Source organism: Verrucomicrobiales bacterium (assembly GCA_016793885.1).
In the GTDB taxonomy this organism is placed as follows: Bacteria; Verrucomicrobiota; Verrucomicrobiia; order Limisphaerales; family UBA11320; genus UBA11320.
Genome location: JAEUHE010000097.1, coordinates 35,177 through 58,165 on the forward strand (window position 1 = coordinate 35,177; position 22,989 = coordinate 58,165).

General features: G+C 59.1%; 23 protein-coding genes and 1 tRNA gene. 7 read left to right on the forward strand and 17 right to left on the reverse strand.

The genetic code is table 11. From position 1 onward, the window contains the following. Nucleotides 1-15: 15 nt before the first annotated feature. Nucleotides 16-1,455 (forward strand): DUF2851 family protein, encoded by a 1,440-nt coding sequence (locus tag JNN07_11340; protein ID MBL9168326.1) that lies wholly within the window; start codon nucleotides 16-18, stop codon nucleotides 1,453-1,455. 10 nt (nucleotides 1,456-1,465) lie between these two features. Here the strand turns inward: JNN07_11340 and JNN07_11345 are convergent, their stop codons facing one another. Next, a complete protein-coding gene (locus tag JNN07_11345) occupies nucleotides 1,466-2,716 on the reverse strand; it encodes an exo-alpha-sialidase (GenBank protein ID MBL9168327.1) in 1,251 nt (416 codons plus the stop codon). A 148-nt stretch (nucleotides 2,717-2,864) separates the two neighbouring features. Here JNN07_11345 and JNN07_11350 point away from each other — a divergent pair, with 148 nt between their 5' ends. After that, complete coding sequence (locus tag JNN07_11350; protein ID MBL9168328.1) at nucleotides 2,865-3,392, forward strand: tetratricopeptide repeat protein; 528 nt, start codon at nucleotides 2,865-2,867, stop codon at nucleotides 3,390-3,392. A gap of 16 nt (nucleotides 3,393-3,408) precedes the next feature. After that, nucleotides 3,409-3,924, forward strand: a complete 516-nt coding sequence (locus JNN07_11355; protein ID MBL9168329.1) for an NUDIX domain-containing protein — start codon at nucleotides 3,409-3,411, stop codon at nucleotides 3,922-3,924. Between the two features lie 252 nt (nucleotides 3,925-4,176). Here the strand turns inward: JNN07_11355 and JNN07_11360 are convergent, their stop codons facing one another. The 3 genes from JNN07_11360 to JNN07_11370 form a co-directional block, all read right to left on the reverse strand. Continuing rightward, on the reverse strand, nucleotides 4,177-5,331 hold the full coding sequence (locus JNN07_11360) for an ATP-binding protein (GenBank protein ID MBL9168330.1): 1,155 nt from the start codon (nucleotides 5,329-5,331) through the stop codon (nucleotides 4,177-4,179). A gap of 644 nt (nucleotides 5,332-5,975) precedes the next feature. Next, on the reverse strand, nucleotides 5,976-6,779 hold the full coding sequence (locus JNN07_11365) for a tRNA threonylcarbamoyladenosine dehydratase (protein ID MBL9168331.1): 804 nt from the start codon (nucleotides 6,777-6,779) through the stop codon (nucleotides 5,976-5,978). A 44-nt stretch (nucleotides 6,780-6,823) separates the two neighbouring features. Then, nucleotides 6,824-6,900: transfer RNA gene (locus JNN07_11370), tRNA-Arg, on the reverse strand. A gap of 104 nt (nucleotides 6,901-7,004) precedes the next feature. Between JNN07_11370 and JNN07_11375 the strand changes: the two genes are divergently transcribed. Then, nucleotides 7,005-8,078 (forward strand): zinc-binding dehydrogenase, encoded by a 1,074-nt coding sequence (locus tag JNN07_11375; protein ID MBL9168332.1) that lies wholly within the window; start codon nucleotides 7,005-7,007, stop codon nucleotides 8,076-8,078. Between the two features lie 281 nt (nucleotides 8,079-8,359). Here JNN07_11375 and JNN07_11380 read toward each other — a convergent pair whose 3' ends face one another. The 7 genes from JNN07_11380 to JNN07_11410 all read right to left on the reverse strand — a co-directional run bounded on the left by JNN07_11380 (nucleotide 8,360) and on the right by JNN07_11410 (nucleotide 13,963). Next, nucleotides 8,360-9,388: a ketoacyl-ACP synthase III gene (locus tag JNN07_11380; GenBank protein ID MBL9168333.1), complete on the reverse strand. Its 1,029-nt coding sequence runs from the start codon at nucleotides 9,386-9,388 to the stop codon at nucleotides 8,360-8,362. A gap of 38 nt (nucleotides 9,389-9,426) precedes the next feature. Further along, nucleotides 9,427-10,449: a phosphate acyltransferase PlsX gene (plsX, locus tag JNN07_11385; GenBank protein ID MBL9168334.1), complete on the reverse strand. Its 1,023-nt coding sequence runs from the start codon at nucleotides 10,447-10,449 to the stop codon at nucleotides 9,427-9,429. A 51-nt stretch (nucleotides 10,450-10,500) separates the two neighbouring features. Beyond that, complete coding sequence (gene rpmF, locus JNN07_11390) at nucleotides 10,501-10,689, reverse strand: 50S ribosomal protein L32 (GenBank protein ID MBL9168335.1); 189 nt, start codon at nucleotides 10,687-10,689, stop codon at nucleotides 10,501-10,503. Nucleotides 10,690-10,693: 4 nt separating this feature from the next. Beyond that, nucleotides 10,694-11,209, reverse strand: coding sequence for a DUF177 domain-containing protein (locus JNN07_11395; GenBank protein ID MBL9168336.1), 516 nt, complete (start codon nucleotides 11,207-11,209; stop codon nucleotides 10,694-10,696). An 18-nt stretch (nucleotides 11,210-11,227) separates the two neighbouring features. Further along, nucleotides 11,228-11,719, reverse strand: a complete 492-nt coding sequence (gene coaD, locus JNN07_11400; GenBank protein ID MBL9168337.1) for a pantetheine-phosphate adenylyltransferase — start codon at nucleotides 11,717-11,719, stop codon at nucleotides 11,228-11,230. A gap of 146 nt (nucleotides 11,720-11,865) precedes the next feature. Next, nucleotides 11,866-12,567: a FecR domain-containing protein gene (locus JNN07_11405; GenBank protein ID MBL9168338.1), complete on the reverse strand. Its 702-nt coding sequence runs from the start codon at nucleotides 12,565-12,567 to the stop codon at nucleotides 11,866-11,868. 253 nt (nucleotides 12,568-12,820) lie between these two features. Then, on the reverse strand, nucleotides 12,821-13,963 hold the full coding sequence (locus JNN07_11410; protein MBL9168339.1) for a Gfo/Idh/MocA family oxidoreductase: 1,143 nt from the start codon (nucleotides 13,961-13,963) through the stop codon (nucleotides 12,821-12,823). Nucleotides 13,964-14,066: 103 nt separating this feature from the next. On the opposite strand from JNN07_11410, the gene JNN07_11415 reads away from it, so the two are divergent. Both JNN07_11415 and JNN07_11420 read left to right on the forward strand, forming a co-directional pair. Continuing rightward, entirely contained in the window at nucleotides 14,067-14,960 is an 894-nt protein-coding gene (locus tag JNN07_11415) for a phosphoribosylaminoimidazolesuccinocarboxamide synthase (GenBank protein MBL9168340.1), read from the forward strand. Nucleotides 14,961-15,048: 88 nt separating this feature from the next. After that, nucleotides 15,049-15,480, forward strand: a complete 432-nt coding sequence (locus JNN07_11420) for a hypothetical protein (GenBank protein MBL9168341.1) — start codon at nucleotides 15,049-15,051, stop codon at nucleotides 15,478-15,480. A 147-nt stretch (nucleotides 15,481-15,627) separates the two neighbouring features. Here the strand turns inward: JNN07_11420 and JNN07_11425 are convergent, their stop codons facing one another. The 5 genes from JNN07_11425 to gatC form a co-directional block, all read right to left on the reverse strand. Continuing rightward, entirely contained in the window at nucleotides 15,628-16,290 is a 663-nt protein-coding gene (locus JNN07_11425; protein MBL9168342.1) for a class I SAM-dependent methyltransferase, read from the reverse strand. A 66-nt stretch (nucleotides 16,291-16,356) separates the two neighbouring features. After that, complete coding sequence (locus JNN07_11430) at nucleotides 16,357-16,932, reverse strand: peroxiredoxin (GenBank protein ID MBL9168343.1); 576 nt, start codon at nucleotides 16,930-16,932, stop codon at nucleotides 16,357-16,359. A gap of 360 nt (nucleotides 16,933-17,292) precedes the next feature. Continuing rightward, entirely contained in the window at nucleotides 17,293-17,577 is a 285-nt protein-coding gene (locus tag JNN07_11435; GenBank protein ID MBL9168344.1) for an antibiotic biosynthesis monooxygenase, read from the reverse strand. Nucleotides 17,578-17,592: 15 nt separating this feature from the next. After that, a complete protein-coding gene (gene gatA / locus JNN07_11440; GenBank protein ID MBL9168345.1) occupies nucleotides 17,593-19,056 on the reverse strand; it encodes an Asp-tRNA(Asn)/Glu-tRNA(Gln) amidotransferase subunit GatA in 1,464 nt (487 codons plus the stop codon). A 40-nt stretch (nucleotides 19,057-19,096) separates the two neighbouring features. Further along, a complete protein-coding gene (gatC, locus tag JNN07_11445; GenBank protein MBL9168346.1) occupies nucleotides 19,097-19,384 on the reverse strand; it encodes an Asp-tRNA(Asn)/Glu-tRNA(Gln) amidotransferase subunit GatC in 288 nt (95 codons plus the stop codon). A 114-nt stretch (nucleotides 19,385-19,498) separates the two neighbouring features. Between gatC and JNN07_11450 the strand changes: the two genes are divergently transcribed. Beyond that, on the forward strand, nucleotides 19,499-20,986 hold the full coding sequence (locus tag JNN07_11450) for an aldehyde dehydrogenase (protein ID MBL9168347.1): 1,488 nt from the start codon (nucleotides 19,499-19,501) through the stop codon (nucleotides 20,984-20,986). 543 nt (nucleotides 20,987-21,529) lie between these two features. On the opposite strand, the gene JNN07_11455 is transcribed toward JNN07_11450, so the two are convergent. Next, nucleotides 21,530-22,753 (reverse strand): SAM-dependent methyltransferase, encoded by a 1,224-nt coding sequence (locus tag JNN07_11455; protein ID MBL9168348.1) that lies wholly within the window; start codon nucleotides 22,751-22,753, stop codon nucleotides 21,530-21,532. Nucleotides 22,754-22,989 lie beyond the last annotated feature (236 nt).

The window sequence follows — 22,989 nt, forward strand, 5'->3', positions numbered from 1 at the left end:
ATACCTGCCTCCATCGTGGCCTTGGAGATCCACCCAGTTGGTTTGTATCGGCGCAGTCATTGTCATTATGCCCTGCCCTGGCTGTGCCATGACCACCCACCGGCAGGAGCTCCGCCGGAGAGGCTGCTGCAGCGCCTGTGGCTGCATCAACGGATCCGACGCGAAGGCTTGCGAACAGTGGATGGACGACTGCTGCGGGTGCTGCATCCTGGCTTTTGGAATCGCGAGGCCGGACCCGACTTCCGGCGGGCGATTGTCCAGTGGGAGGCAGAGGTCGCCCAACAGGGCGATATCGAGATCGATCTGCACTCGAGCGGGTGGCGATCGCATGGACACCATCGTCGCTCGGATTATTCGGCCGTCATCCTGCACGTCGTTTGGAAAGCGGAAAGTCCGTGCCTGGCACCCACCTTGGAGCTGCAAAGCCAGTTGGATGCCCCCTGGGAGGAACTCGCCCAATGGGAGGCTGCCGCCAGCACCCCCCGCTGGCCAGCGACGATGTCAGGCCAGTGTCGCGTCCCGCTGCGAACCCTCTCCGAAGCGGAGCAACACAGGCTGCTGCAGGCGGCGGCGGAGACACGATTCGAAGCCAAGGCGGAACGAATCCGCCTTCGCGCGGCGACGGTGGGGGCAGAGCAAGCCTTTTGGGAATTCGTTCTCCGAACGCTGGGATACAAGCAGAATCCCTGGCCGATGCAGCATCTGGGAGAATTGCTGCCTCGGGTCAGGCAGGTCGGCGACACCACCCAGACCCTGCAGGCCAAACTCTTGGGAGTGTCCGGGCTGCTACCCGCGGAGGTCAGGCAGGTGCCCACCGCTGCCCGCCCCTACCTGCGCAGCCTATGGGATGTTTGGTGGCGCGCTCAGCACGAACTGGGAGACTTGATACTCCCCCGCTCGGTCTGGCATCTGCATCACCTAAGGCCGGCAAACCACCCTCAGAGGCGCCTTGCCCTTGCAGCCCACTGGCTCAGTGATGCAGACCTGTTGCCGCGCCTTCGAGCCTGGGGTCACCAAGACCATCCGACACCCAAACGCCAGGTGGAGGAATTTCGGCAAGCCCTGCGAATTCCAGAGGACGCCTTCTGGTCGCATCACTGGACGTTTCGCTGCGCGGCGAGCGATTCCAAACAACCCCTGCTCGGCACCGCCAGGTTAACCGACCTGGCGATCAATGCCGCCCTGCCCTGGCTGTGGATGGACGCCTGTCGGCAGGAGGACCGGGAGCAAGCCCGGCGGCTCAAGGCACGCTACCTCGCCTGGCCCTCCGCTCAAGACAACACGGTGCTGAAGCTCGCTCGACTACGACTGCTCAGCGGTGATTCCACACGCAACGCACCCAAAACGGCCGCACTGCAACAAGGATTGATGCAAATCGTGAGCGACTTCTGCGAGCACTCGGATGCCCTCTGCCAAGGCTGCCCGTTTCCGGAACTGCTCGAGGGGTGGCGGTGAGCCGGCACCCTCAATCACCAGCCTGCACCCAAGCCAGGTTGAAATGCGCATGCTTGATGCTCTTATGAGCCGTCCGGCCTTGAGCATCCTTGGGCAGACCCTCGGTGGAAATGTGATAGCTGTAGGAGGCATGCAGCGTGCCGTCGCGGGATTGGATGAGGCTGGGGTAGTGATACGACCCCTGTTTTTTACCGGGCTCATCCCGCTCCAAATGACGCTGCCACTTCCAGGTGCGCCCTTCGTCATCAGAGATCTGAACCACCAGGGACCCCCGATGGTTTTCGGCATTGTTGTTGATCAGGGCCCAATGACCATTGCTTAAGTTGATGATCTCGGCACCAGCACCCGGATTGGGAAGATCGCTGTCGGTCACCGGACTCCACGTCTCGCCCCGATCTCGTGATTCACTCTGCATGAGCCGTTTGGGAGGCGGACCGTTGTCGCGCATGAGGGTGTAGAGCGATCCGTCCTGGCGTCTAACGATGCTCGGTTGGATATTGCCCGGCCCGCACAAGGGCGCGCTGGCGTGCCAGGTGGCACCCCAATCATCGCTGATCGCCATGAGGGAGAAGGAAAAACCATCGGAATAAAGCGGGACAATCAGCCGTTTCCCCTCCAGCACGAACGGGTGAGCGCGGGTCATCCATCCCAAGCGCCGCTGCAGTTTATCATCGGACTGCGCTTTCACGTACTCCAAGAAACGCAAACCTTCTGCCCGGTCGGTCTCCGGCCAGTTCTCCGCCTTCAGGCGGGCGGAGAATTCCTCGGCGTAGCGGTGCGTGGCGGTGATGAAGTTGGTCCCCGGGGTGACGTGGAGAATTTCACTCTGTTGCCAGCGGGGTGAGCCCTCCCGACGATAGTCCGAGGAGATTTTGTACTTCATTAAGGCGGTATGCCATTCGTTGGCCAGGATGGTTGGCCACATCAGCCAGAGACGACCCATGGGATCGATGAACATGGCGCAGTTGGTGTCGGGATACTCCGGCGTGTCGGCCATCGTGAAGCGCTCGCTCCAGCGCTTCGCCCCTTTGCGCAGGCGCGCCCCCTCGATTTTGACATCATCGGCCTTCCGCTCTCCCGACCCATTGAACCAACAGACCAGCAAATCCCCATTGGGAGCTTCCACGATGCACGAGCCGTGATTGTGCCAATGCTCCAGGGGGAAAATCAGTTCCGACTTCAGGAAGGGCTTTTCCGCGCCCAGCGCCACCCAAGGAAGCGCCGCGATCCACAGAGGAAACAGAAAGGATAGCCATTTCATGCTTTGCCAGCCACTTAGCCAGAGGACAGCCCGGCTTCCAAGCGGATTTGTCCATCGAGTTCTCCCTTGATTAAAATTTAAAACTTGAGGGAATGGGGAGGTGCCGGCTGTAGCAACAGACAGCCTGACAATTCTAAAATGCGTTTCTATGGCTCAAGCAGTAAAGGACCAGCCTTTGATTACCGGTTCTGATTTTCATGCACTCCAGGCAGTCGAAGGCTGGCTGGCATTAGGCAATCCCCATGAGGCGCTGGCCGAATGGGAGAAGATCTCCCCTAAACTGCAACAGCATCCGGATGTGTTGAACGCCCGTTGGCAAATCGCCGCCTCCCTGAAAAACTGGGACGATGCATTCGCTGCTGCCAGTCAGCTCATGGAGGTGAGTCCGAATGATCCCACCAGTTGGATCCACCGTTCCTACGCCCTGCGGCGGTGCCGATCCGGGGGACTGCAGCAAGCCTGGGATGCATTGCTCCCCGCCGTTCAAAAATTTCCCGCCGTAAGCACCATCCCCTACAACCTCGCCTGCTATGCAGCACAATTGGGAAGGCCGTCCGAAGCGTGGGACTGGCTTCATCGAGCCATCGAAGCGGCCGAGGATGTGACTGTCATCAAGGAGATGGCGCTCCAGGACGAGGATCTGCGAAGCATTTGGGACCGGATTAAGACCATCTAGACCAGACCAACGAACGATGAAGGAAGAAATTTTCGATGTTGTGAACGAGCGCGACGAAGTGATCGATCACCGCCCTCGCCATGAGGTTCACCGGCTAAAGCTACTGCATCGCGCGGTCCATGTGCTGGTCTACAATCAGCGAGGAGATCTCTTTCTACAGAAGCGGTCCATGCTTAAGGACTGCTTCCCTGGCACCTGGGATTCCTCAGCTTCCGGCCATCTTGATCAGGGCGAGGATTATGACGCATGCGCCGTGCGCGAGCTGAGGGAAGAAATTGGGCTCACCGTCATCCACCCCCCACGCCGTCTGTTCAAGATCGATGCCTGCTCGGAGACAGGTCAGGAATTTGTGTGGGTCTACCGCTGCGAATCAGAGGGGCCGTTCGTGCTGCAACCCGAGGAAGTTGACCAAGGAGAGTGGTTCAGCCCCGCGGAAATCACCGCGTGGATCGCCGATCGCCCGCACGAATTCGCCAGCGCCTTCCCCCTCATCTGGAGCAAACTCCCCCACAGTGCCGACCGTTCCCTCTAGGGGACGCCCGTCTCGCCATAGCCTCGGCGAAGGCGGAAACGTCAGGAGTCCAACGGAAGCCATCGCCCCCCCCTAACGCCCCCCACCCCTGTAGGAAACGACGTCAGGAGTCCAGGAGCGCCCATCCGAGCCAGACTACCAACTCGATGAACGTACGTTCATCGAGTTGGTAATAGCCAGGTCTTGAGGGGCAATTTTTTCCTGCATAGGCCAGCGGTCACATCGACACACCCGCGCCCCACCCGAGTTGCTTCACGCAGAGATTCCGGGCGTCGCGACGCGCATGGCCAGTCTCTCCAAGGTGAGAAACTCTACCGAAAGTGTGCCGAAGTTACGGCGGAAGGATGGCTCGGCGTCAGTGGCCACGACCACATATTCGGCCTTGGGATACATGCGTGCGAAAACGAGGAGGTTGGTCGCGTCGAAGTCCTTCGCTGACCATTTACACTCGATGGCCAATAGTCCACGACCACGGCGCTGCCAGATGAAGTCGATTTCGTGCCCGGCCTTGTCGCGCCAGTATCGCCACTCCGCCGACTGCGTACGCGCGATGAGTTCGTTGAGAACGAAATGTTCCCACAGCGCACCCAAGTCTTCCCGTCGCAATTCCGACCAACCGCGATGAGCGCAGACAAAACCCGTGTCGAAACCGTACACTTTCGGCGCGGCGACAATCTCCGTCGCGCGCCGCGTGCTGAACGGACGCACCACCAACGCGACCATCGTTTCCTCCAACACGGCGAGATAGTTTGTGATAGTGGAGCGACTCACTTCGCACGGCGCAGCGAATCGGGTTGCTTCAAAGATACCCCCACTCTGAGCAAACAGCAGCTCTAGAAACCGCTGGAAGGAAGTGCGGCGTTCCAGCCGGAACAGTTCCTGGATGTCCTTCGCCCAATACGCGTCCATCCATTCTTGAAAATCCCGCTCCGGCGGTTCCGGCGAAAGGAAGAACGGAGGCAAACCTCCGTGCAAAAGCCGGCGCTTCAGGTCCCGCTGTCCAAAGTCCTCCAAGTCGGCCAGAATCATCGGAGTGAGCCACAGCTCGGTCTTCCGGCCCGCCAGCGTGTCGCGGAATCTCGAGCTCGCACCCAGTGTGGATGAGCCGGTCGCCAGCAGCCGTGTGGCGGGGAAATGGTCGGCCGCGATTTTCAGCAATTCCGACGGGTTGTCCAGACGGTGAACTTCGTCGAGCACGATGCGCTTCCCCTGCAGGCCGCCCAGGAATTCTTCCGGATCCTCCATCGCGCGTCGGACGCGGGGCAGCTCGCAGTCGAAGTATTCGATGTGGCCAAGCGTTTTCGCGAGAGACGTTTTTCCTGCGCGTCGGACGCCTTTGAGCCAGACAATAGAACGCCGCTCCCACAACAGCTCGATCTGTTTACACCAAAACTCGCGCTTTACCATATGCGTTTAGATTCGCGTTTAGTCAAACCAAACGCAAGTCTGTTCGCGTTTGGTATTTCACCTAGACACGCATGGGGTTCTGGCGCACAGCGAACAGTTACAACGGAGACGTCAAGTCCCGGAGGCAGCTGCTGATCGAGAACCTTGGCGGCTTCTCTTCAAAGGCCCTCGGAGTCGTTTCCGAAATCGGTCTTACAGCCCCGACATTTCACGTCTCGCATTCAGGGTTTCACCAGCCGTCGCGCCGTGACATAATTCGTGCTCTTACCCATCTCATCCTTAATTCTGGGTTGCGAACCCTACGGGGCTTCGGGTGAACCCAAGCGCAACCCGCGATGGGGTTGTGAGAACACAACGACTAACCCAGGGTAGGCGCTCCTGCGTCGCGCCAACCCTGGGCTTTGAGGCGGAATCCCGTTGGGATTCTAACATTTGGTCGAGGGACTTGTGGGGAATGCTTAGAGAGAGCTACCGGAGAACGGAACTGTAAGCTTGATCGGATCGTTCCTCGATCAACTCCAAAACGCATCTGCGATGCAGGTCACGAATGCAGTGTTGTAGCCCTCTACAGCTTTCCAGGACCGGACGGAGTCGGGAATCTCTCTTGCTGTGGATCGGCCCTCACCCATAAGAAATCGGACCCGTCAGACCAGCCCGGGGCTTAGTTGCGCCAACCGCCCAATCATCACGCTCGCAGCCGTGAATCCCACCGCGCCCGTGACGAACGTCGCCGCGCCGACCCCGGCATCGCAGTTCAGTCGCAACCCGACCCCATGAGATCCCTTCGGGCGCACCCCGCACACGGAACCGTCGGGCTGCGGGAACACTGGCAGCTCCGTGGTGAAGACCGCCTCCACTCCCCAGGCCGTCGACTCCGCCGAAAACTGGTGCTCATGACGCAGCTGATATCGAACCTGGGCCAGCAACGGGTCATGGCTAGTGAGGGCAAGATCCTTCACGCGAATCGCCGTGGGATCGCGTCGTCCTCCTGCACCACCGCAGACCACCAGCGGGATGTTCCGACGCAAACATTCCGCGATCAAAAGACATTTGTTCGGCACCTGATCAATGGCATCGACCACGCCGTCGCAAGGAATCGAGAGCAACTCGTTCGCCGTGGCGGCGGTGAAGAACTCCAGCCGCTGTTCAACGTGGCACTCCGGATTGATCGACTGAATGCGCTCCGCAAGAACGTCGATCTTGCTCCGACCCACCGTACCATCCATCGCTGGAAGCTGGCGATTGATGTTGGTGACACAGACATCGTCCAGATCGACCAAGGTAAGATGACCGACGCCAGAACGGGCAAGCGCCTCCACGGTCCAAGATCCAACCCCTCCCACGCCGACGACGGTAACACGGGCCTTGCGTAGCCGTGCCAGACCATCCACCCCATACAAGCGGGCGATCCCGCCAAAGCGGGTCAGGTAGTCGGAATCATTTGTCATGAGTTAGGGTTAGGGCCGGAAGCTCTCGTGAACCGGGCTGAAAGTGGTGCGCTCGGCGCGGATCGAACGCGCGACCGTCCGCTTAGAAGGCGGATGCTCTATCCAACTGAGCTACGAGCGCAACCTGCTGCTGGGCTGTACTATGCCCGACCCCGAGCCTAGGGCAAGCTCATCCGATGCACGGAGTGCTCGACAACCATCGGCCGTGGGATTTCCAATCGGCACATGAAAGCACTGCGCCTCACCGCCCACGGAACCCCCGGGCAATTCGAAGTGGCTGAACTCGCCGTGCCTACGCCCGGGCCCACCGAGGTGCTCGTGAAGGTCGAAGCCTGCGGCCTCAACCACTTAGATCTTTGGGTGGAGGAAAAGGGCCTCCCTATCCCCATCACTCTTCCCCTGATCCAAGGCTCAGAAGCTGCTGGAACCGTCGCTGCCATCGGTGACAGGGTTCACGATCGTAAAGTGGGAGATCGGGTGTGCATCTCGTCAGGGCTGTCCTGCGGCGAATGCGAGTTCTGTCTTCGCGAGCAGGACTCCATGTGCACCGATAGCCTACTTTTCGGGGTACAGTGCAATGGTGGGTTCAGCGAGTTCGCATTGGCTCCCTCGCGGCACGCAGTTCCCCTTCCCGACGGATTGTCTTTCGATACCGCCGCCGCTGTGACTCTGGCGGCGAGCACCGCCATGCACATGCTCACGAGCCGCACCTCCACCCGGGCAGGCGATTGGGTACTGGTGATCGGAGCAGGCAGCGGAGTGGGCTCCGCAGCAATTCAGATCGCGAAACAACTCGGGGCAAGGGTGATCGCCACAGGTTCCTCCGAACCCAAACGTCAGCTTGCCACTCAGTTAGGGGCCGACTTTGTCGTCGATAGCACGAGCGAGAACTGGTCGCGGGAAGTCCGCCGGATCACCGCCAAACGTGGAGTGGATACTGTCATCGAGCATGTCGGCGGAGAGACCCTGCAGAAAGCGTTCGATTGCCTGGCTCGGGGTGGAACTATCGTCACCTGTGGCGCAACCGCCGGACGAGAAATTGCCCTCAATCTCTGGCCGCTCTTCGTCAAACAACAGCGTCTAATCGGCAGTTACAGTCGAGATCGAATCGATCTAGTACGAACCTTGGAATGGGCGGCGGAAGGCCGGATCAAACCGGTCATCGATCGAATCGTGCCACTCGCCCAGGGCGCAGCAGCATTCGGTGCCCTGCGCCGCCGAGAAGTTCTAGGCAAGGTGCTGATCCACCCAGCCTGTCGGACTTATCCGGACCGCGACTCCGAGTCGGGGTCCGGATAAGTCCGACAGGCTGAAAGCCCTGCGTGCGGGACACCTCTATGGACCGCGGTGGCACGGCCTCATCTTAACTCCAAAAATGGGGACTAGACAAGCTGGGCAACGCCGGCTTTTCTCACTTTGTCGGCAAGGCCCGAACCCGCAGGGTTCTCGGCTTCGGCATCAGGACCTCCCGCGAACACGTGAGGATCCCCTACAAGTTGTCTAGTGCCCATTTTTGGAGGTAAAGATGAGGGCACGGCACCGCTTTTCCACTGCGTCTCTGAGCTCTTTCAAGAATCCCACTACCACTCAATCACGGCAGCCGCCCAGGTCAAGCCAGCGCCGAACACTACCAACAGGACGAGGTCACCCCGTTGAACCACACCCGTGCGCACCGCCTCATCCAAAGCGATGGCGACCGAGGCGGCGGAGGTATTGCCATATTTGTCCAGATTGACGAAGACCTGATCCTCCCGCGCTCCCAATCGTTCACCCACCGCCTCAATGATCCGGCGGTTCGCCTGATGCGGAATCACGCACTTGATCTGGGTGATATCCAGTTCGCAACGCTTGAGTGCCTCTTTCGCGGCGGTCAGCATGGCGTTCACCGCATTCTTGAAGGTCTCCTTGCCATCCATGCGGAGGTAATGCAGGCCCGCGGCGATGGAGTTCTTGGTGGCGGGGCACATACTGCCGCCACCGGGCATGTAAAGGAGATCCGATTTGTCGCCATCCGCGCCCATGCACGCCGTCAGCAGCCCATGGGACTTCGGACGGCTTTGGAGAATAGCGGCGCCGGCACCGTCTCCGAAAAGCACACAGGTGTTGCGATCCGTCCAATCCACGATGGTGGAAAGCTTCTCCGCGCCGATCACCAGGACGGTATCATAGGTCCGGGAGGTGATGAACTGCTGTCCGATCTCAAGGGCATAGATGAATCCGGAGCAGGCGGCTTCTACGTCAAATGCCGCCGCGCGTCGCGCTCCCAACTTCTGTTGAACCAGGCAGGCGGTGGACGGGAACATCATGTCGGGAGTGATCGTCGCGACAATGATCAGGTCGATCTGTTCGGCTTTGATCCCAGCCGACTGCATGGCGCGCTGAGCTGCCGCTGCGGCCATATCGGACGTAAACTCGTTCTCGGCCGCAATTCTGCGCTCCTTGATCCCGGTTCGGCTGGTGATCCAGTCATCCGAGGTATCGACCATCTTCTCGAGTTCGGCATTGGTGAGAATTCGTTCAGGGACGTAGGATCCCACACTGAGGATCGAGCACGAACGCCCTTGAAAGCCATGTTGAGCCCGGGGATTTTTGAATGGTTTGGTCGTCATGACCCTTTAATCGCGCGTTTCTGAAATTCCGATCACCCTCATGCCGCAGCCACCGTCTCGTTGGCCTTGGCCACCGCCAAGCGAATATGCTCGTTGAGGTGGGTGTTGACCGCGGCAGCGGTCTGATGAACTGCATTGGTCACCATGGTTGCTTTGGCCGATCCATGCACTTTGATGACCGTCCCATTCAAACCCAGCAGCGGTGCCCCGCCATAACTATCCGGGTTCATGCGTTTCTTAATATCCCGAAAGCCACCATAGGCGATCAGGGCGCCCAGCTTGCGGACTGGGTTCTTTTGGAACTCGCGACGCAAGATTGTCTGAATGCACTTCCCCATGCTCTCGATGGTCTTCAGCACAATGTTGCCGACGAACCCGTCGGCCACCACCACATCCACCCGGTCAGCAAAGAGATCGTGTCCCTCGACGTAGCCCAGGAAATTCAGGTCGGTCATCCGGCAAAGCTTCAAAGCTTCGCGGGTGATGTCGTTGCCCTTCATCTCCTCGGTCCCGTTGCTCAAAATGCCAACGCGAGGCCGCTCACGCCCCAGGATATCCCGAGCATAAGCAGCCCCCATCATGGCGAACTGAAGCAGATGGAGCGGTTTAACCTCCGGATTCGCTCCCGCGTCGAGCAGAACGAATTCGGCATCGGTAGTCGGTATGACGGTCGCGATGGCAGCGCGCTCGACTCCTTCGAGCAGGCGGAGGCGAATGGTCGAGGTAGCCACCAACCCGCCGGTGTTCCCCGGCGAAATCATGGCTTCCGCTGCACCTTCGCGGACCAACTCGATGGCCCGCGCCATAGAGCAGTCCTTTTTTTTGCGCAGCGCGTCGGTAGGCTTGTCGTCCATGGTCAGCACTTCCGTCGCATGGATGATCTCCACACGACGGTCTGTGCAGCCCAAGCGGCTTAGCACCGGCTCAATGGCCTCTTTCTGGCCTGCTAAGAACAGCTTTTGGATCCGCTCGTTGCCTGCTGAGGATAAGGCTTGGACGGAGCCCTCAATGACCGCCGACGGCCCTTGGTCTCCACCCATCACATCCACCACGATGCGCATAAATGGAACGAGCGCAGGGATGTAAGACACCACTGCGCTCGTCTCAAAGAATCAAGCTCCAGCGCTCACCGTCAGGATCTGTCGTTCCTTATAGAAGCCGCAGGAAGGACATACCCGGTGCGGGCGATAAGACGCTCCACATTGAGGGCATTCGCTGACCTGGGGCAGTTTCATCACACTGTTGTAGGCTCGCCGCATACGCTGGCGACTTTTTGACGGTTTTCGCTTAGGAACACCCATAATTCTACCTTAGTTTCAGTTTATCCAATTGGTCCCAAATCGAAGCCGGTTTCTTACCTGACGACTGGGCGACAGACCGCTCGTCCTCACCACTCTTCACCAAACCGGGGAGACCGTTGCACTCGTTTTCGCACAACGGATGTTGAGGAAGCGCGAGGACGATCTCTTCCCGAAGATAGGGCGTCAAGTCCACGGCATCACCATTGAGAACGACCTTTTCCCCTTCTGCCTCGAGCGGAATATGGCATACCCACGGATCCAACTCCAACTCATAAACATAAGGTTTTAAACAGCGAGAGCATTCGCAATCTATTGGTAAGTAAATACTTCCACGAACCAGAAGATCCGCTCCCACCATCTCAGCCTCCACATCAAACTCCAAAGGCCGGTTCAGATGAACCAGTTCGTCATCGAATCCAAGGTCCAATAACTTAGGATCCGCCTTCCCTTTTAAACGGAGAGGCTTCTTCTCCAGCAGGCGAAGGTGAACATCCAAAGGGTTGGCAGCGGGGGAGGACATAACGATCCTTTCGGTTGACTAGGCGTTCTCGATGGCACGGAACCTCGCGGTCAGCGCAGCCACCACTTGACTCGGGACAAAATTGCTCACATCGCCACCCAGACGAGCGATCTCTTTCACAATCCGCGAGCTGAGGAAGGTGAAGGTTTCCTTGGGCATCATGAAGATCGTCTCGACTCGCTCGTTTAGTTTGCGGTTCATCAGAGCCAACTGGAACTCAAACTCGAAGTCGGACACGGCCCGCAACCCCCGCACAATCGCCTGTCCGCCACGGGCCTCGACGTAGTCGACGAGTAAACCCGAAAAGGTTTCTACCTCCACATTGGCGTAGGATTGCACACTCGTCCGTACCAAGGCGAGTCGCTCCTCCGGGCTAAACAATGGCTTCTTCCCTTCGTTAACCGCCACGGCCACCACCACCCGATCAAAAAGCTTCGCTGCCCTTTGGATCAAGTCCAGATGGCCGTTGGTCAACGGATCGAAAGTGCCCGGATATATCACGGTCCGCATGGGGATCAAGATAGCAGCTAGGAATTCTATGACCATGTAAAAACAAACGCGCGAGCTCTGAAAAAGCAGAAGCGACGGGCCGGAATCCCAAGGACTCCAACCCGTCGCCGTGAATCAATCAGCACGCTCCTCTGTCCCGATCCGTGCTAGCGTCCCACGGGGGACAGGAACTGTTCCTGCGGCGCCGGAGTGGGAATCTGGGCAACCTCGCGCGGTCCACCACCCAGGCCGTCAAACTCACGTTGGAGCAAAGGCAGCTCAATCGGAGTCAGCTCGCGAACCGGGCTGCCGCTAGCGGGGTCGAAAAAACCAGGACCCTTCACCACATTGGCCTTGCCGTCCTTCACGAACACCAAGGTGCCGTCCAAGACCGAGATGCCACCCGGCACGGAGATGCGGTAGCGGGTTCCACGCACGCCCGCCAAACCATCCGGGGTCTTGATCTCATAGTGCGAACCCGAAGGAAGCTTGTTGACGCTACCGAGGATTTCACCCCGCGGCACGGTCAGTTCCGTCTCGGTCAACTGCTCGTCGCCCGAGTCGGTGGCGGTGAGCTTGCTCAAGCCAAGAGTGGTGTTCTCCTTGACCCGGACCACGCCGGTACCGCGGCCCAGGAACAAGTCCACGGTCGTTCCGGATCCGGTTTGGATGATGCTTCCAGCGGGAAGCCGGCTTCCGGCCCGGACGGGTAATCCAGATTTGCCACCGAGCGAGTAGGTCGCGCTGCCGGTAACGGTGCGGACTACAGCCTGGAGTTCGCGAGTTTGCGCCTGGATGCTGGTCGTTAGGGCGACTGCAGCCACCCAAAGCGCGCTGCCTTTTAAGAGTCGTGCGGTCAATTTCATCATGAGCAACTCTCGCACGGCTCCGCCAAACCCCCTATGCGTACGGGCTCCCAGAGAGAAGATTGGAACTCCCCCGACCCCCGGCCCTGGTAATTCTACGGACCCACCCAATCAACCAGCCCTAAACCACTCAAAATCAAGATACTACAACACCCGTACAGCAACGACGGCCGCCAGTCCCCCCGGGGGGCCCGACAGCCGTCGTGGTTTCAAAACGAGTAGCGAGCACCACCGAAAACGGCAGCGCCCACGTCCACTATTTGACGTGCTTGACCTTCTCCCACTTGTTGGTGCGGGCCGACTTGAGCACCGCATCGGTAACGTATTCCGTCGCCAGCGCATCCTTGAAGGTCGGGCCAGCCGGCTTGCCCGTTTCGATGCCCTGGATGAAGTCCGCGACTTGGTGGACGAAGCTGTGTTCGTAACCAATTGCCAAACCGGGCACCCACCAGTTCTTCATGTAAGGATGATCGCTATCGGTGATATGCAAATTCCGCCAGCCGCGAACGCGCCCTTCGTCCTTGTATTCGAAGTACTGGAGACGGTGCAGATCGTGCAAATCCCACGCGATAGAACCGTGCTCGCCGTTGATCTCGAAGGTATAGAGCGCTTTGTGGCCACGGGCATAGCGCGTGGATTCGAACGTCGCGAGGGAGCCATTGCTGAACCGGGCCAGGAAAGCGCTGGCATCATCAATGCCCACCTTTTCGACCTTGCCCGTCAGGCTGTGCTTGCGTTGTTTCACGAAGGTCTCGGTCATCGCCGTCACCGTGTCGATGTCTCCGTTCAGCCAAAGAGCGGTGTCGATACAATGGGCCAGCAGATCGCCCGTGACGCCACTCCCGGCCACTTTCACATCCAAGCGCCAGAGGCCCGCCCCGCCCTGCGGGAGTTCGGGGCTGATGGTCCAGTCTTGGAGAAACTTGGCGCGGTAATGGAAAATGCGACCCAGCCGACCTTCATCAATGAGCTGCTTCGCTAGGGTAACGGCGGGAATGCGACGATAGTTGTACCAGACCATGTTAGGCACCTTGGCCTTCTGAATGGCGGCAACCATCTTCTCGCCCTGAGGCCCGTTCATCGCCAAGGGCTTCTCGCACAGGATCATTTTGCCTGCCTTGGCCGCTGCCATGGCGATTTCCGCATGAGTGTTGTTGGGGCTGGCGATGTCGATCAGGTCGATATCCTCGCGCTCAACCAGCTTCCGCCAGTCGGTCTCGATGCTGGCATAGCCCCATTTGGAGGCAAACGCCTTCGCCTTCTCAGCATCGCGGGCGCAGACCGCCTGCAGCACCGGCTGGTGTTTGAGGTCAAAAAAATTGCCGACCTTGCGGAAAGCATTGGAGTGAGCCCGGCCCATGAAGCCGTAACCGATTAGTCCGATACGCAATGGTTTCATATGTTCTTGTTGCTTGGTCGATAGAAAACCGGGTTCAGGTCGCGGGTGCAAGCGGGAAGAAAGATTCTCGATTTCATTCCGCAGTCATCCCATGCTGGCTCGCATGACCAGTGAGCCACTGCTCCAACTCGATCTGCCCGGCATCCGCAAACTCAAAAGCGGCAAAGTTCGCGAAATCTTTGACCTAGGCGACCGCCTCCTTTTGGTGGCGACTGACCGAATCTCGGCCTTCGACTGCATCATGCCGAACGGCATTCCTCGCAAAGGCGAGGTTCTCACCCAAATCTCCCATTTCTGGTTTGATCGCTTCGAGCACCAGGTCCCCAACCATCGCTATCTGAAGGCCCAGGACTCGCTCCCCGCTGAACTGAAGCCGTGGGCCCCGCAACTGGCCGGCCGCAGCATGATCGTAAAGAAGGCTCAGCCGCTGGCCATCGAGTGCGTCGTGCGTGGCTATTTGGCAGGATCCGGTTGGAAGGAATACCGCCAGAGTCAGACGGTGTGTGGGATCCCATTGCCGGGCGGTCTCAAGGAATCCAGCGAACTCCCTCAACCGATCTTTACGCCGGCAACGAAAGCAGAATCGGGCCACGACGAGAATATCCCCTTTGAAACCGCCGCTCAGATCGTAGGCGCAGACCTGGCTGAGCAGGCCAAGCAGACCAGCCTGCACATCTACGAATCGGCGCGCAGCTACGCACGAGAACGAGGGATCATCATCGCCGACACCAAATTCGAGTTCGGGCTCTTTGAAGGGCAGCTTCTGTTGATCGACGAGGTACTGACGCCCGACTCCTCGCGCTTTTGGCCAGCCAGCGAATATCAACCCGGTCGCGGACAGCCCAGCTTCGATAAGCAATTTGTGCGCGACTATCTGGAAACCCTGGACTGGAATAAAACCCCGCCTGCCCCGGCGCTGCCGCCCGAAGTGGTGACCCGCACTCAGGCTAAATACTTGGACGCTTACCATCGGCTGACCGGCACCGAGCTGCCGTAAGAACGTCACCATCCAGCCGACGACGAAGCATCCGCTGGAATTCGGGTCGCAGGTCAGGATGAGCCAGCCAAAGGCGGGTAGGACCACTATGAAGCCAGTCACGATCCTGATCCTGGAAGATAGTGACGAACGTATCGAGGCGTTCGAGCGGAGCGTGAAGCAACTCCAAGCCCCGTGGACGGTCAAGATCTGGCACGAGGCTCCAACCATGATCGCGGAGTACGAACCCTATCTTCCATCCACCGCCTTGATCTCACTGGATCACGATCTCATCCCGCGAGGCAACGTGGAGATCGACCCGGGAAATGGTTTCCAAGTCGCGTGCCATCTCGCCCAGCGCCCACCGCACTGCCCGGTGATCATTCACACCAGCAACCAGGGTCGACGCCTGATGATGCACAAGGAATTCGTGCATGCCGGGTGGAGAACCGAACTCATCGTACCCGGAGCCACCGGCTGGATCGAGACCGACTGGATCCGGCGGGTGCGAAGCCTGCTGAATCACCCCCGTCGGCCCTGACCGACGGAGCCTCGGGTGTATGACAAATTTCAGGCATCACATGCCCTTTCACCGGTGGTCGATCTTCAGCCATAGCGTCCTTCGCCTTCGCGGTTCAAGAGTCTTGGGATTACTCCCCGGAATCCGTCCGATACCCGGAGCCGCCCGTCACTCCGGCTTGAGCTTGTCTTTGTCTTGCCGAAGCGTGTAGCTGAGAATCCAGTAGTACCGCAGGAACCGCACTTCGATATCCACACCCGAGCCAGCCACGGCGGATCGCAGCTCGGACTTCGTCGGGAAGTTCTTCAGCACCTCGTGCTGGCTGCCATCCTCAAGACGACGGTTTTGATAGGTGTCCCCGCTGGCATCAGTCCGCGAGATGGGGGTGCTGCTCCCTTCCACAAACAGGTTGTCGATAAATACAACCTGAGCCCCATCGTTCAACGCCGCGTGAAATCCATCCAAAAAGCGATTGAGGCGGATCCTCGGAACATGCGACCACCAGAAGACCCCTAACCCGGCGCTGCAATTCTCTGCCCGGGGAGGAAGGGCATAGGCATCCTGCCGCGCAAACTGCACCTTGGAAGCCGGCAACGATTTGGTTCGGGCAATTTCCAGAACCTCCTCATTGATGTCCGTCGCCACCACCGAGTCCGCGACCCCCGCCAGCAACTCGGTCCAGTAGCCCGTGCCACAGGCAATCTCCAGGACGCGATGTCCGGTCAATGTTTGATCCACAAACTGACGCAAGAACTGGAGGTCATCTTGACGCTCCGGCTTATGGTAGATCTGCTCGTATTCCTGCGCCCGCTTGGCGTAATAGTCGATCATGTCCCCTATTCTCTCCCCAAACGGCCTCCGTTGTCAGTAGGTGTTCTTGAATTTCGGCGCGGGCCATCATCCACGCCTTTGGTCCTCAAGATACTGAAGAACCTGGTGGATGTGCCGATCGGGAGGGAAAATTGGATAGAAAACGTGTTCGATTCGTCCACGCACAACGATCAGCGTCAGGCGCTTGAGCAGACGAACGCCGTGCGAGACAAAGGTAGGCAACTGCAGTGCGTCAGCGAAGGCGAACGTCTCATCGCTGAGCAGGGGAAAGGGAAGATGAAGCCGGCTGTGGACCTCGCGCTGGTATTCCGTGGATTGAGAACTCAGCCCAAAAACCTCGGCGCCCAGTCGACGCATCTCGGCATGATGATCTCGGAAGGAGCAGGCCTGAGGCGTACATCCTCGCGCTCCTGGAATCTGGTCCCATCCCTCCGGCAGCGCCACCCCGGGTCGGCCGGTCATAGGATAGGTATAAAGGACAACCAACCCTGGGCGTTGACGAGGCTGCACCCACTCGCCGGATGTTGCGAGCAACGACACGTCAGGAAGGTCCGTTCCCGGCAGATGACGGCAAGACCCATCATCCCGAGGAACGGGAAGATTAGCCGGCAACGAAGTGTAGGGGCCCTGATTCGAGTTCATGACGGCAGGAGGTTTCGCCTCGCAGGGGGAAACCTCAAGCTTATCTTAACGTCGCGACCAGCGGTTTGGAGTGCTGTAGCCCTCTACAGCTTTTCACCCCCCTGGAAGGGGATCCCGGCTCCACACCCAATCCCTTCGTCAGTCCGTTCGCCGACGGGTGGAACGCCTTTCCGGGTGCTGTTAATAGGGGGCCGACAGACCGGGGGTGTCGCTGCGTTCCACGCCCCGTAGAGCCTAATCTCTTTGAACCCCGCGGGTTCTCTGCTTCGGCCTTAGGAACGCGTGCCAAGAAGTGAGGGCACCCTACCACTTGTCTAGTCCACATACGTGGAGGTAAAGACAGCGAGACTCCTTTACCCCTCAGCGCAAAACCCCCGCCTCAATCTGCTCGAGATAGATAAACTCCGGGGCCTTGACGCCGGCCTCCGCCCGAATCTTGACCAAGCGCGGAGATTCAAAAAAACGTCGAGCGTCCTCAATGGAAGTCCAGACCGAGAAGTGAACGATACGGTTCGGATCATTCTGATACTTCAACACTTGATACGACCGCTCACCCGCTTCCCGTCGGATCGTGGCGGCGCTATCAAACACCTTCTTCCAGGCGGGATAGTCAGCCACCTCATGAATGATCAGCACGCACTGCATAACGCAGCCCTCAACTCACAGTGTCGGACGCTCCCGATGCCACGGGGTGCTCTGCTCATACGCATGCGCGATCTGGAGCAGAGTCTCCTCACCAAAGGGCTTGCCTAGGAGCTGCAGGCCAATGGGAAGCTTCGGCGACTGGGTGAAGCCGCACGGCAGGCTAATGCCCGGGATGCCCGCCAGATTGCACGAGATGGTGTAGATGTCGCTCAGATACATCTGGAGCGGATCGCTGGTTTTCTCGCCAGCGCGAAACGCGGCCGTCGGTGTCGTGGGCGTCACGATGGCATCCACCTTCTCGAAGGCGTTCAAGAAGTCTTGCCGAATCAAGGTCCGAACTTTTTGCGCCCGGAGGTAGTAAGCATCGTAGTAGCCGCTGCTCAGAACATAGGTCCCCAGAATGATGCGTCGCTTGACCTCGGGACCGAACCCGCGACCGCGCGTGCGCTCATACATCGAGATAGGGTCTGGACCATCCACTCGGGCGCAATAGCGAACGCCGTCGAATCGAGCCAAATTGGCCGAAGCCTCGGCGGTCGCGATGATATAATACACCGCCACAGCGTACTCCGTATGCGGCAGGGAAACCTCCACCACTTCGGCCCCCAAGGAGGTCAACTGCTTCACCGCAGCATCCACGGCCGCCTTCACCTCAGGATCCAATCCACCGACCAGAAACTCTTTCGCGATGCCCAGCTTGAGCCCCTTGAGATCCCGTCCCAGAGCCGCTTCGTAATTGGGCACCGCACGCGGAATGCTCGTGGAGTCCCGACGATCATGGCCGGAAATCACACCCAGCAGCCTGGCCGCATCGCGCACGTCCTTGGTGAACGGACCGATCTGGTCGAGCGATGACGCAAAGGCCACCAGCCCGAAACGGGAGACCGATCCGTAGGTCGGCTTGAACCCGACACAACCGCAGAGCGCGGCCGGTTGACGAATGCTCCCTCCCGTGTCCGATCCAAGTGTCGCGATGACCTCATCGGCTGCAACCGCCGCCGCACTTCCGCCGGACGACCCACCCGGGATGCGGGACGTATCCCAGGGGTTGCGAGTGGTGAAGAATGCGGAGTTCTCCGTCGAGCTGCCCATGGCGAACTCGTCCATGTTGAGCCGGCCCAGGATGACCGCTCCCGCCGAGCGAAGCTTTTCGATGACCGTCGCGTCGTAAGGGGATATATAGTTGCCGAGAATCTTGGAAGCGCACGTCAGGGAATGACCTTTGACGGCAATGACGTCCTTGATCGCAATGGGAACTCCCAACAACGGGTGAGCGGCCCGACTGGCGCCCGACTGGATCAGACGGTCAGCCTCATCAGCCTGCGCTAAAGCATCGCTCGCCTCGGTTTTGAGAAAGGCTTTGACCTGAGGGTCTACCTTTGCGATCCGATCCAAGCATGCCTGGGTGGCCTGGCGGGCGGAGACCTGTCGGGAATCCAACTGCTGGCCCAACTCGGAAATCGTCAATTGATTCAACATAGCAGGAACGGGAGAAAAGAGATGACGGGATGAGCGGCGGTCACTCCACGATTTTGGGAACGACAAACAATCCAGCGCCACTCGCGGGCGCATTCTGCAGCGCCTCAGCGTTCGACAAGGATCCAGTCACCACATCCGGGCGGGTAACATTCACGAGAGGAACGGCATGCGACGTTGCTTCCACGCCCTCGACATTCACCTCTTTGAGCTTCTCGATGTAGCCCAGGATATTCCCGAGTTGAGCTCCGAGAGTAGCCTCTTCTTCAGGACTGAGCTCCAGTCGCGCCAACCGCGCCACGTATTTGATATCAAAATCTCCGCCAGACATGGGGGTGAGCTTAGGTGAGCCCAGAAAGAGATCAAAGCGGAAACTGGCCTGACTTTCTCGGTGACAGCGGCCACGGAAGCACTACCTTCGAAGTAACAAATCACCATCTCGTCTATGACCACGATCCATCCTACCCTCACCTCGTTCCTCGCTGAAAAACCACTGAAAATGTTTATCGGTGGACGCTGGGTCGCCGCCCTTGGCGGAGGCACCTTCGAAACTCGTGACCCGGGTGACAACCGAGTTCTGGCGACGGTTGCAGCCGGACAGGCAGCCGATGTTGATCAAGCGGTCCAAGCCGCCCAACAGGCGTTTCGTAAGAGCGGTTGGGCCACCATGCCAGCCAACGAACGCGCCGTGCTCCTTCACCGTCTAGCGGATCTGGTGGATAAGAATCGGGAGATTCTGGCTCAGCTGGAGTCACTGGATGTGGGCAAGCCACTCACTGCGGCCATGGCGGGAGATGTTCCGAATGTCTCCGCCACCCTCCGATACTTCGCCGATCTCTCCGTGCACGCCCGACGCCGAGAGCCCATCGCTGTCTCCGGATTCGAAGCGCGTTCCGTCCGCGTTCCCTACGGCGTGTGCGGGTTCATCTTCCCCTGGAACTTTCCGCTCTTGCTGGTGGGATGGGGAATCTCTCCCGCCCTGGCGGCTGGCAATACGGTGGTGATCAAGCCCGCCGAAGATACGCCTCTGTCCACCCTCTACTTTGGGAGATTGGTAGAGGAGGCCGGCATTCCAGCCGGGGTGGTCAACATCATCACTGGACTGGGTGAAACGGCGGGCGCAGCGCTCTCGCGTCACCCCAGCATCAAACGCATGTCGTTCACCGGGTCACCGGAAGTAGGACGCCTGATCGGAGAAGCCTGCGGACGCAATCTGACCCCGGTGAAGTTGGAACTCGGCGGCAAAGGTGCCGCAGTGGTGTTTGATGATGTCGATATCGACGCCACGGCCAAATCGCTCGCCGGCGCCATTACCGCCAACACCGGCCAAGTCTGCTGCACCGCCACCCGCTGGATTGTTCAGGAGAAGATTTTGGATCGATTGGTAGCACGAGCCGCCGAGGCGCTCAGCGCCGTGCGCATCGGCCATGAATTCGACGCAACCACCCAAATGGGTCCGGTGGTCAGCGAGAAACAGCGACAACGCGTACTCGGCTACCTGGATCGCGGCCAGAAGGAAGGGGCGAAGCTGCTCCTAGCCGGCGGAATCGCCACGGTTCCCGGCCATGAAGGCGGGTTCTATGTCAAACCCGCCTTGCTCACAGGGTCACCTGACAACATCGCCTGCCGTGAAGAAATCTTCGGCCCAGTGGCATACGTGATGCCGTTTCGGGATGAGGACCAGGCGGTGGAACTCGTCAACCGTTCCACGTACGGGTTAGCCAACAGCGTGTGGACCGCGAACTTGGATCGGGCGAACCGAGTGGCCGAGGCGATGGTGGCCGGCAACAGTTGGATCAATGCGCACAATCTGTTTCCTCACGGCGTGCCCTACGGCGGATGCAATCTCAGCGGCATGGGCGGAGGCGTGAACAGCCCGGAGACTTTCTATGACTATCTCCGCCCCCAGTCCGTCCTCCGGCCTTTAGGTTAAATCTGTAGGCGACGGTCGTCCCGCGCTAGCCTCGGCGACGGCGGAACGTCACGAATCCTGGAGGCCAACAGGGAAGCGACCGACAGCCGGATGGCACCGGCTATCGGTGACTCGCCAACGCGGCGGCCTGAAGTTCGCCGCTAGCAGCCTGTCAGACTTGTCCCCACCGGACGCAAGTCCGGCTGTGGAGTCCTTTTGTGCTGAGCTATCCCTTGGGAATCGTCGAGCCAGGCTACTAGATATTTTTCCTGCGGAAAAGAGCCTAACAGCTGATGGTTTCCTTGAAGCTAGAGCGGGGAAAGTGGAGCCGGTGTTTGGCATCATCAAGATTGTGTTGGGGTTTCGGAGGTTCATGCTGCGTGAGTTAGGGAAAGTGGAGCTGGAGTGGACCCTTGGTAAGCCCGGCCTACAACCTCAAGAGACTGGACCGGATGGTGGGGGCGGTCTGAGAAGCAAGCGGAGCGGGATGAATTGAGGCAACACAAACCGATTCTGAGCAGTCAAACTGAATTTCCAAAAAATCCGGCAGCCGGATTTTGAATTCTAGCAGCGAACACCCCGACTCGGAGTCGGGGTGTTCGCTGCTAGGAGGGAATCGAGCGGATGATGCACGAGCCCGAAGAAACGCTTGAGCTCTTGAATTTGATTCCTGGCCACTGCCGAGCCAGATCGTTCTTCGAGAGCGGATCGCGTCGCGCTGATCATCAAGTTCTTTGGCGTATGACCCGCTTCTACAAACTCGAACACCTGAGTGCGATACCCCGCCGCCTCGAGATAGAGCGCGCGCAATCCATCGGTTAGCCACTCCGCCATCCGCTCTTTGAGAATCCCATGGGACATGAGAGGGGCAAGCACGGCTGGATCCTGGAGCTGCGGACGCAATTCCTGATGGCAACACGGAGAGAGTAGGATGAGCTGAGCTCGGGCCGCGACTCCTTTGAGAATAGCCTCATCCGTCGCACGATTGCAGGCATGCAAAGCGATCAGGATGTCCCAGGTCTCAACTGCGCAATCCTGAATCGTTCCACAACGAAACTCCAGTCCCGAAGCCCCGATCTGCGTGGCAACCTCATTCCCCGATTTCACCAACTCCTCGCGGGCCTCGATCCCAACGACCGTGGCGGGACGTTCGGCGATGCGATGAAACCAATGCCACACCGCAAAAGTGAGATATCCTTTGCCAGACCCCATATCAACGATGCGGAGCGGAGTCTCTGGCTTCCCCACGATCCCCGAGATCAGCGGATTCAACACTTCCAGATACCGGTGAATTTGGCGATGTTTGTCGGCACGCGAGGCCTTGATACGCCCCTCGCGATCCACCACATCCAACGCTTGTAGCCAGTCCTTGGCTCGCGCGTCCAAAAGGGATCGCTTTGCGTGGTCATGGCTCCGAGAAGGAGCGGCGGATTGAGACGGCTTGTGACGAATGAGTTGACCCGAACCCTCAGCGGTGGCCGTTCCCGTCCACTGCCAATCTGCTTCGGTGGTGCAAACCAATGCGTTCCGGTATTCGGACATCAGGCTCTGCCGAAGCAGCGACAAGCCATCAGCAGGAGGATAGTTCTTCACCTCGTCCTGACGCTGCCGGCGAGAGGTGATAGCCAGCAGGCATTGCCCCCGCAAATCCACGGATCGGACGAGGAGCTTCTCCACAGAGGTGGCAGAGGTCTTAGTAGGGCCAGAGACGACGGCGCGGACGAATGTGCCGGCATCGAGAGCAGCTTTCCAGCGCGAGAAAAGTTCATCCAAAGGGGCTTCAGTCATAAGTGACGCGAATCGCGAATCGGACCCCTCCAGTTGACCCCATCTCTCCGGGCCGAAGCAATAGGAATGGACGAGAACAGGGCTCGAGGGGCGTGATTTAACCCGAACTCCGAAGTAGAGGATAAAATCGCTAGATGGTGCATCCCCCGATAGCGAGTAAAGCGTCGGGGGGATCCAACTTCGGCGAGGTAGGCTTTTGCCATCGCAAAGCTGATTCCACTAGTGGCTTGTGCTTC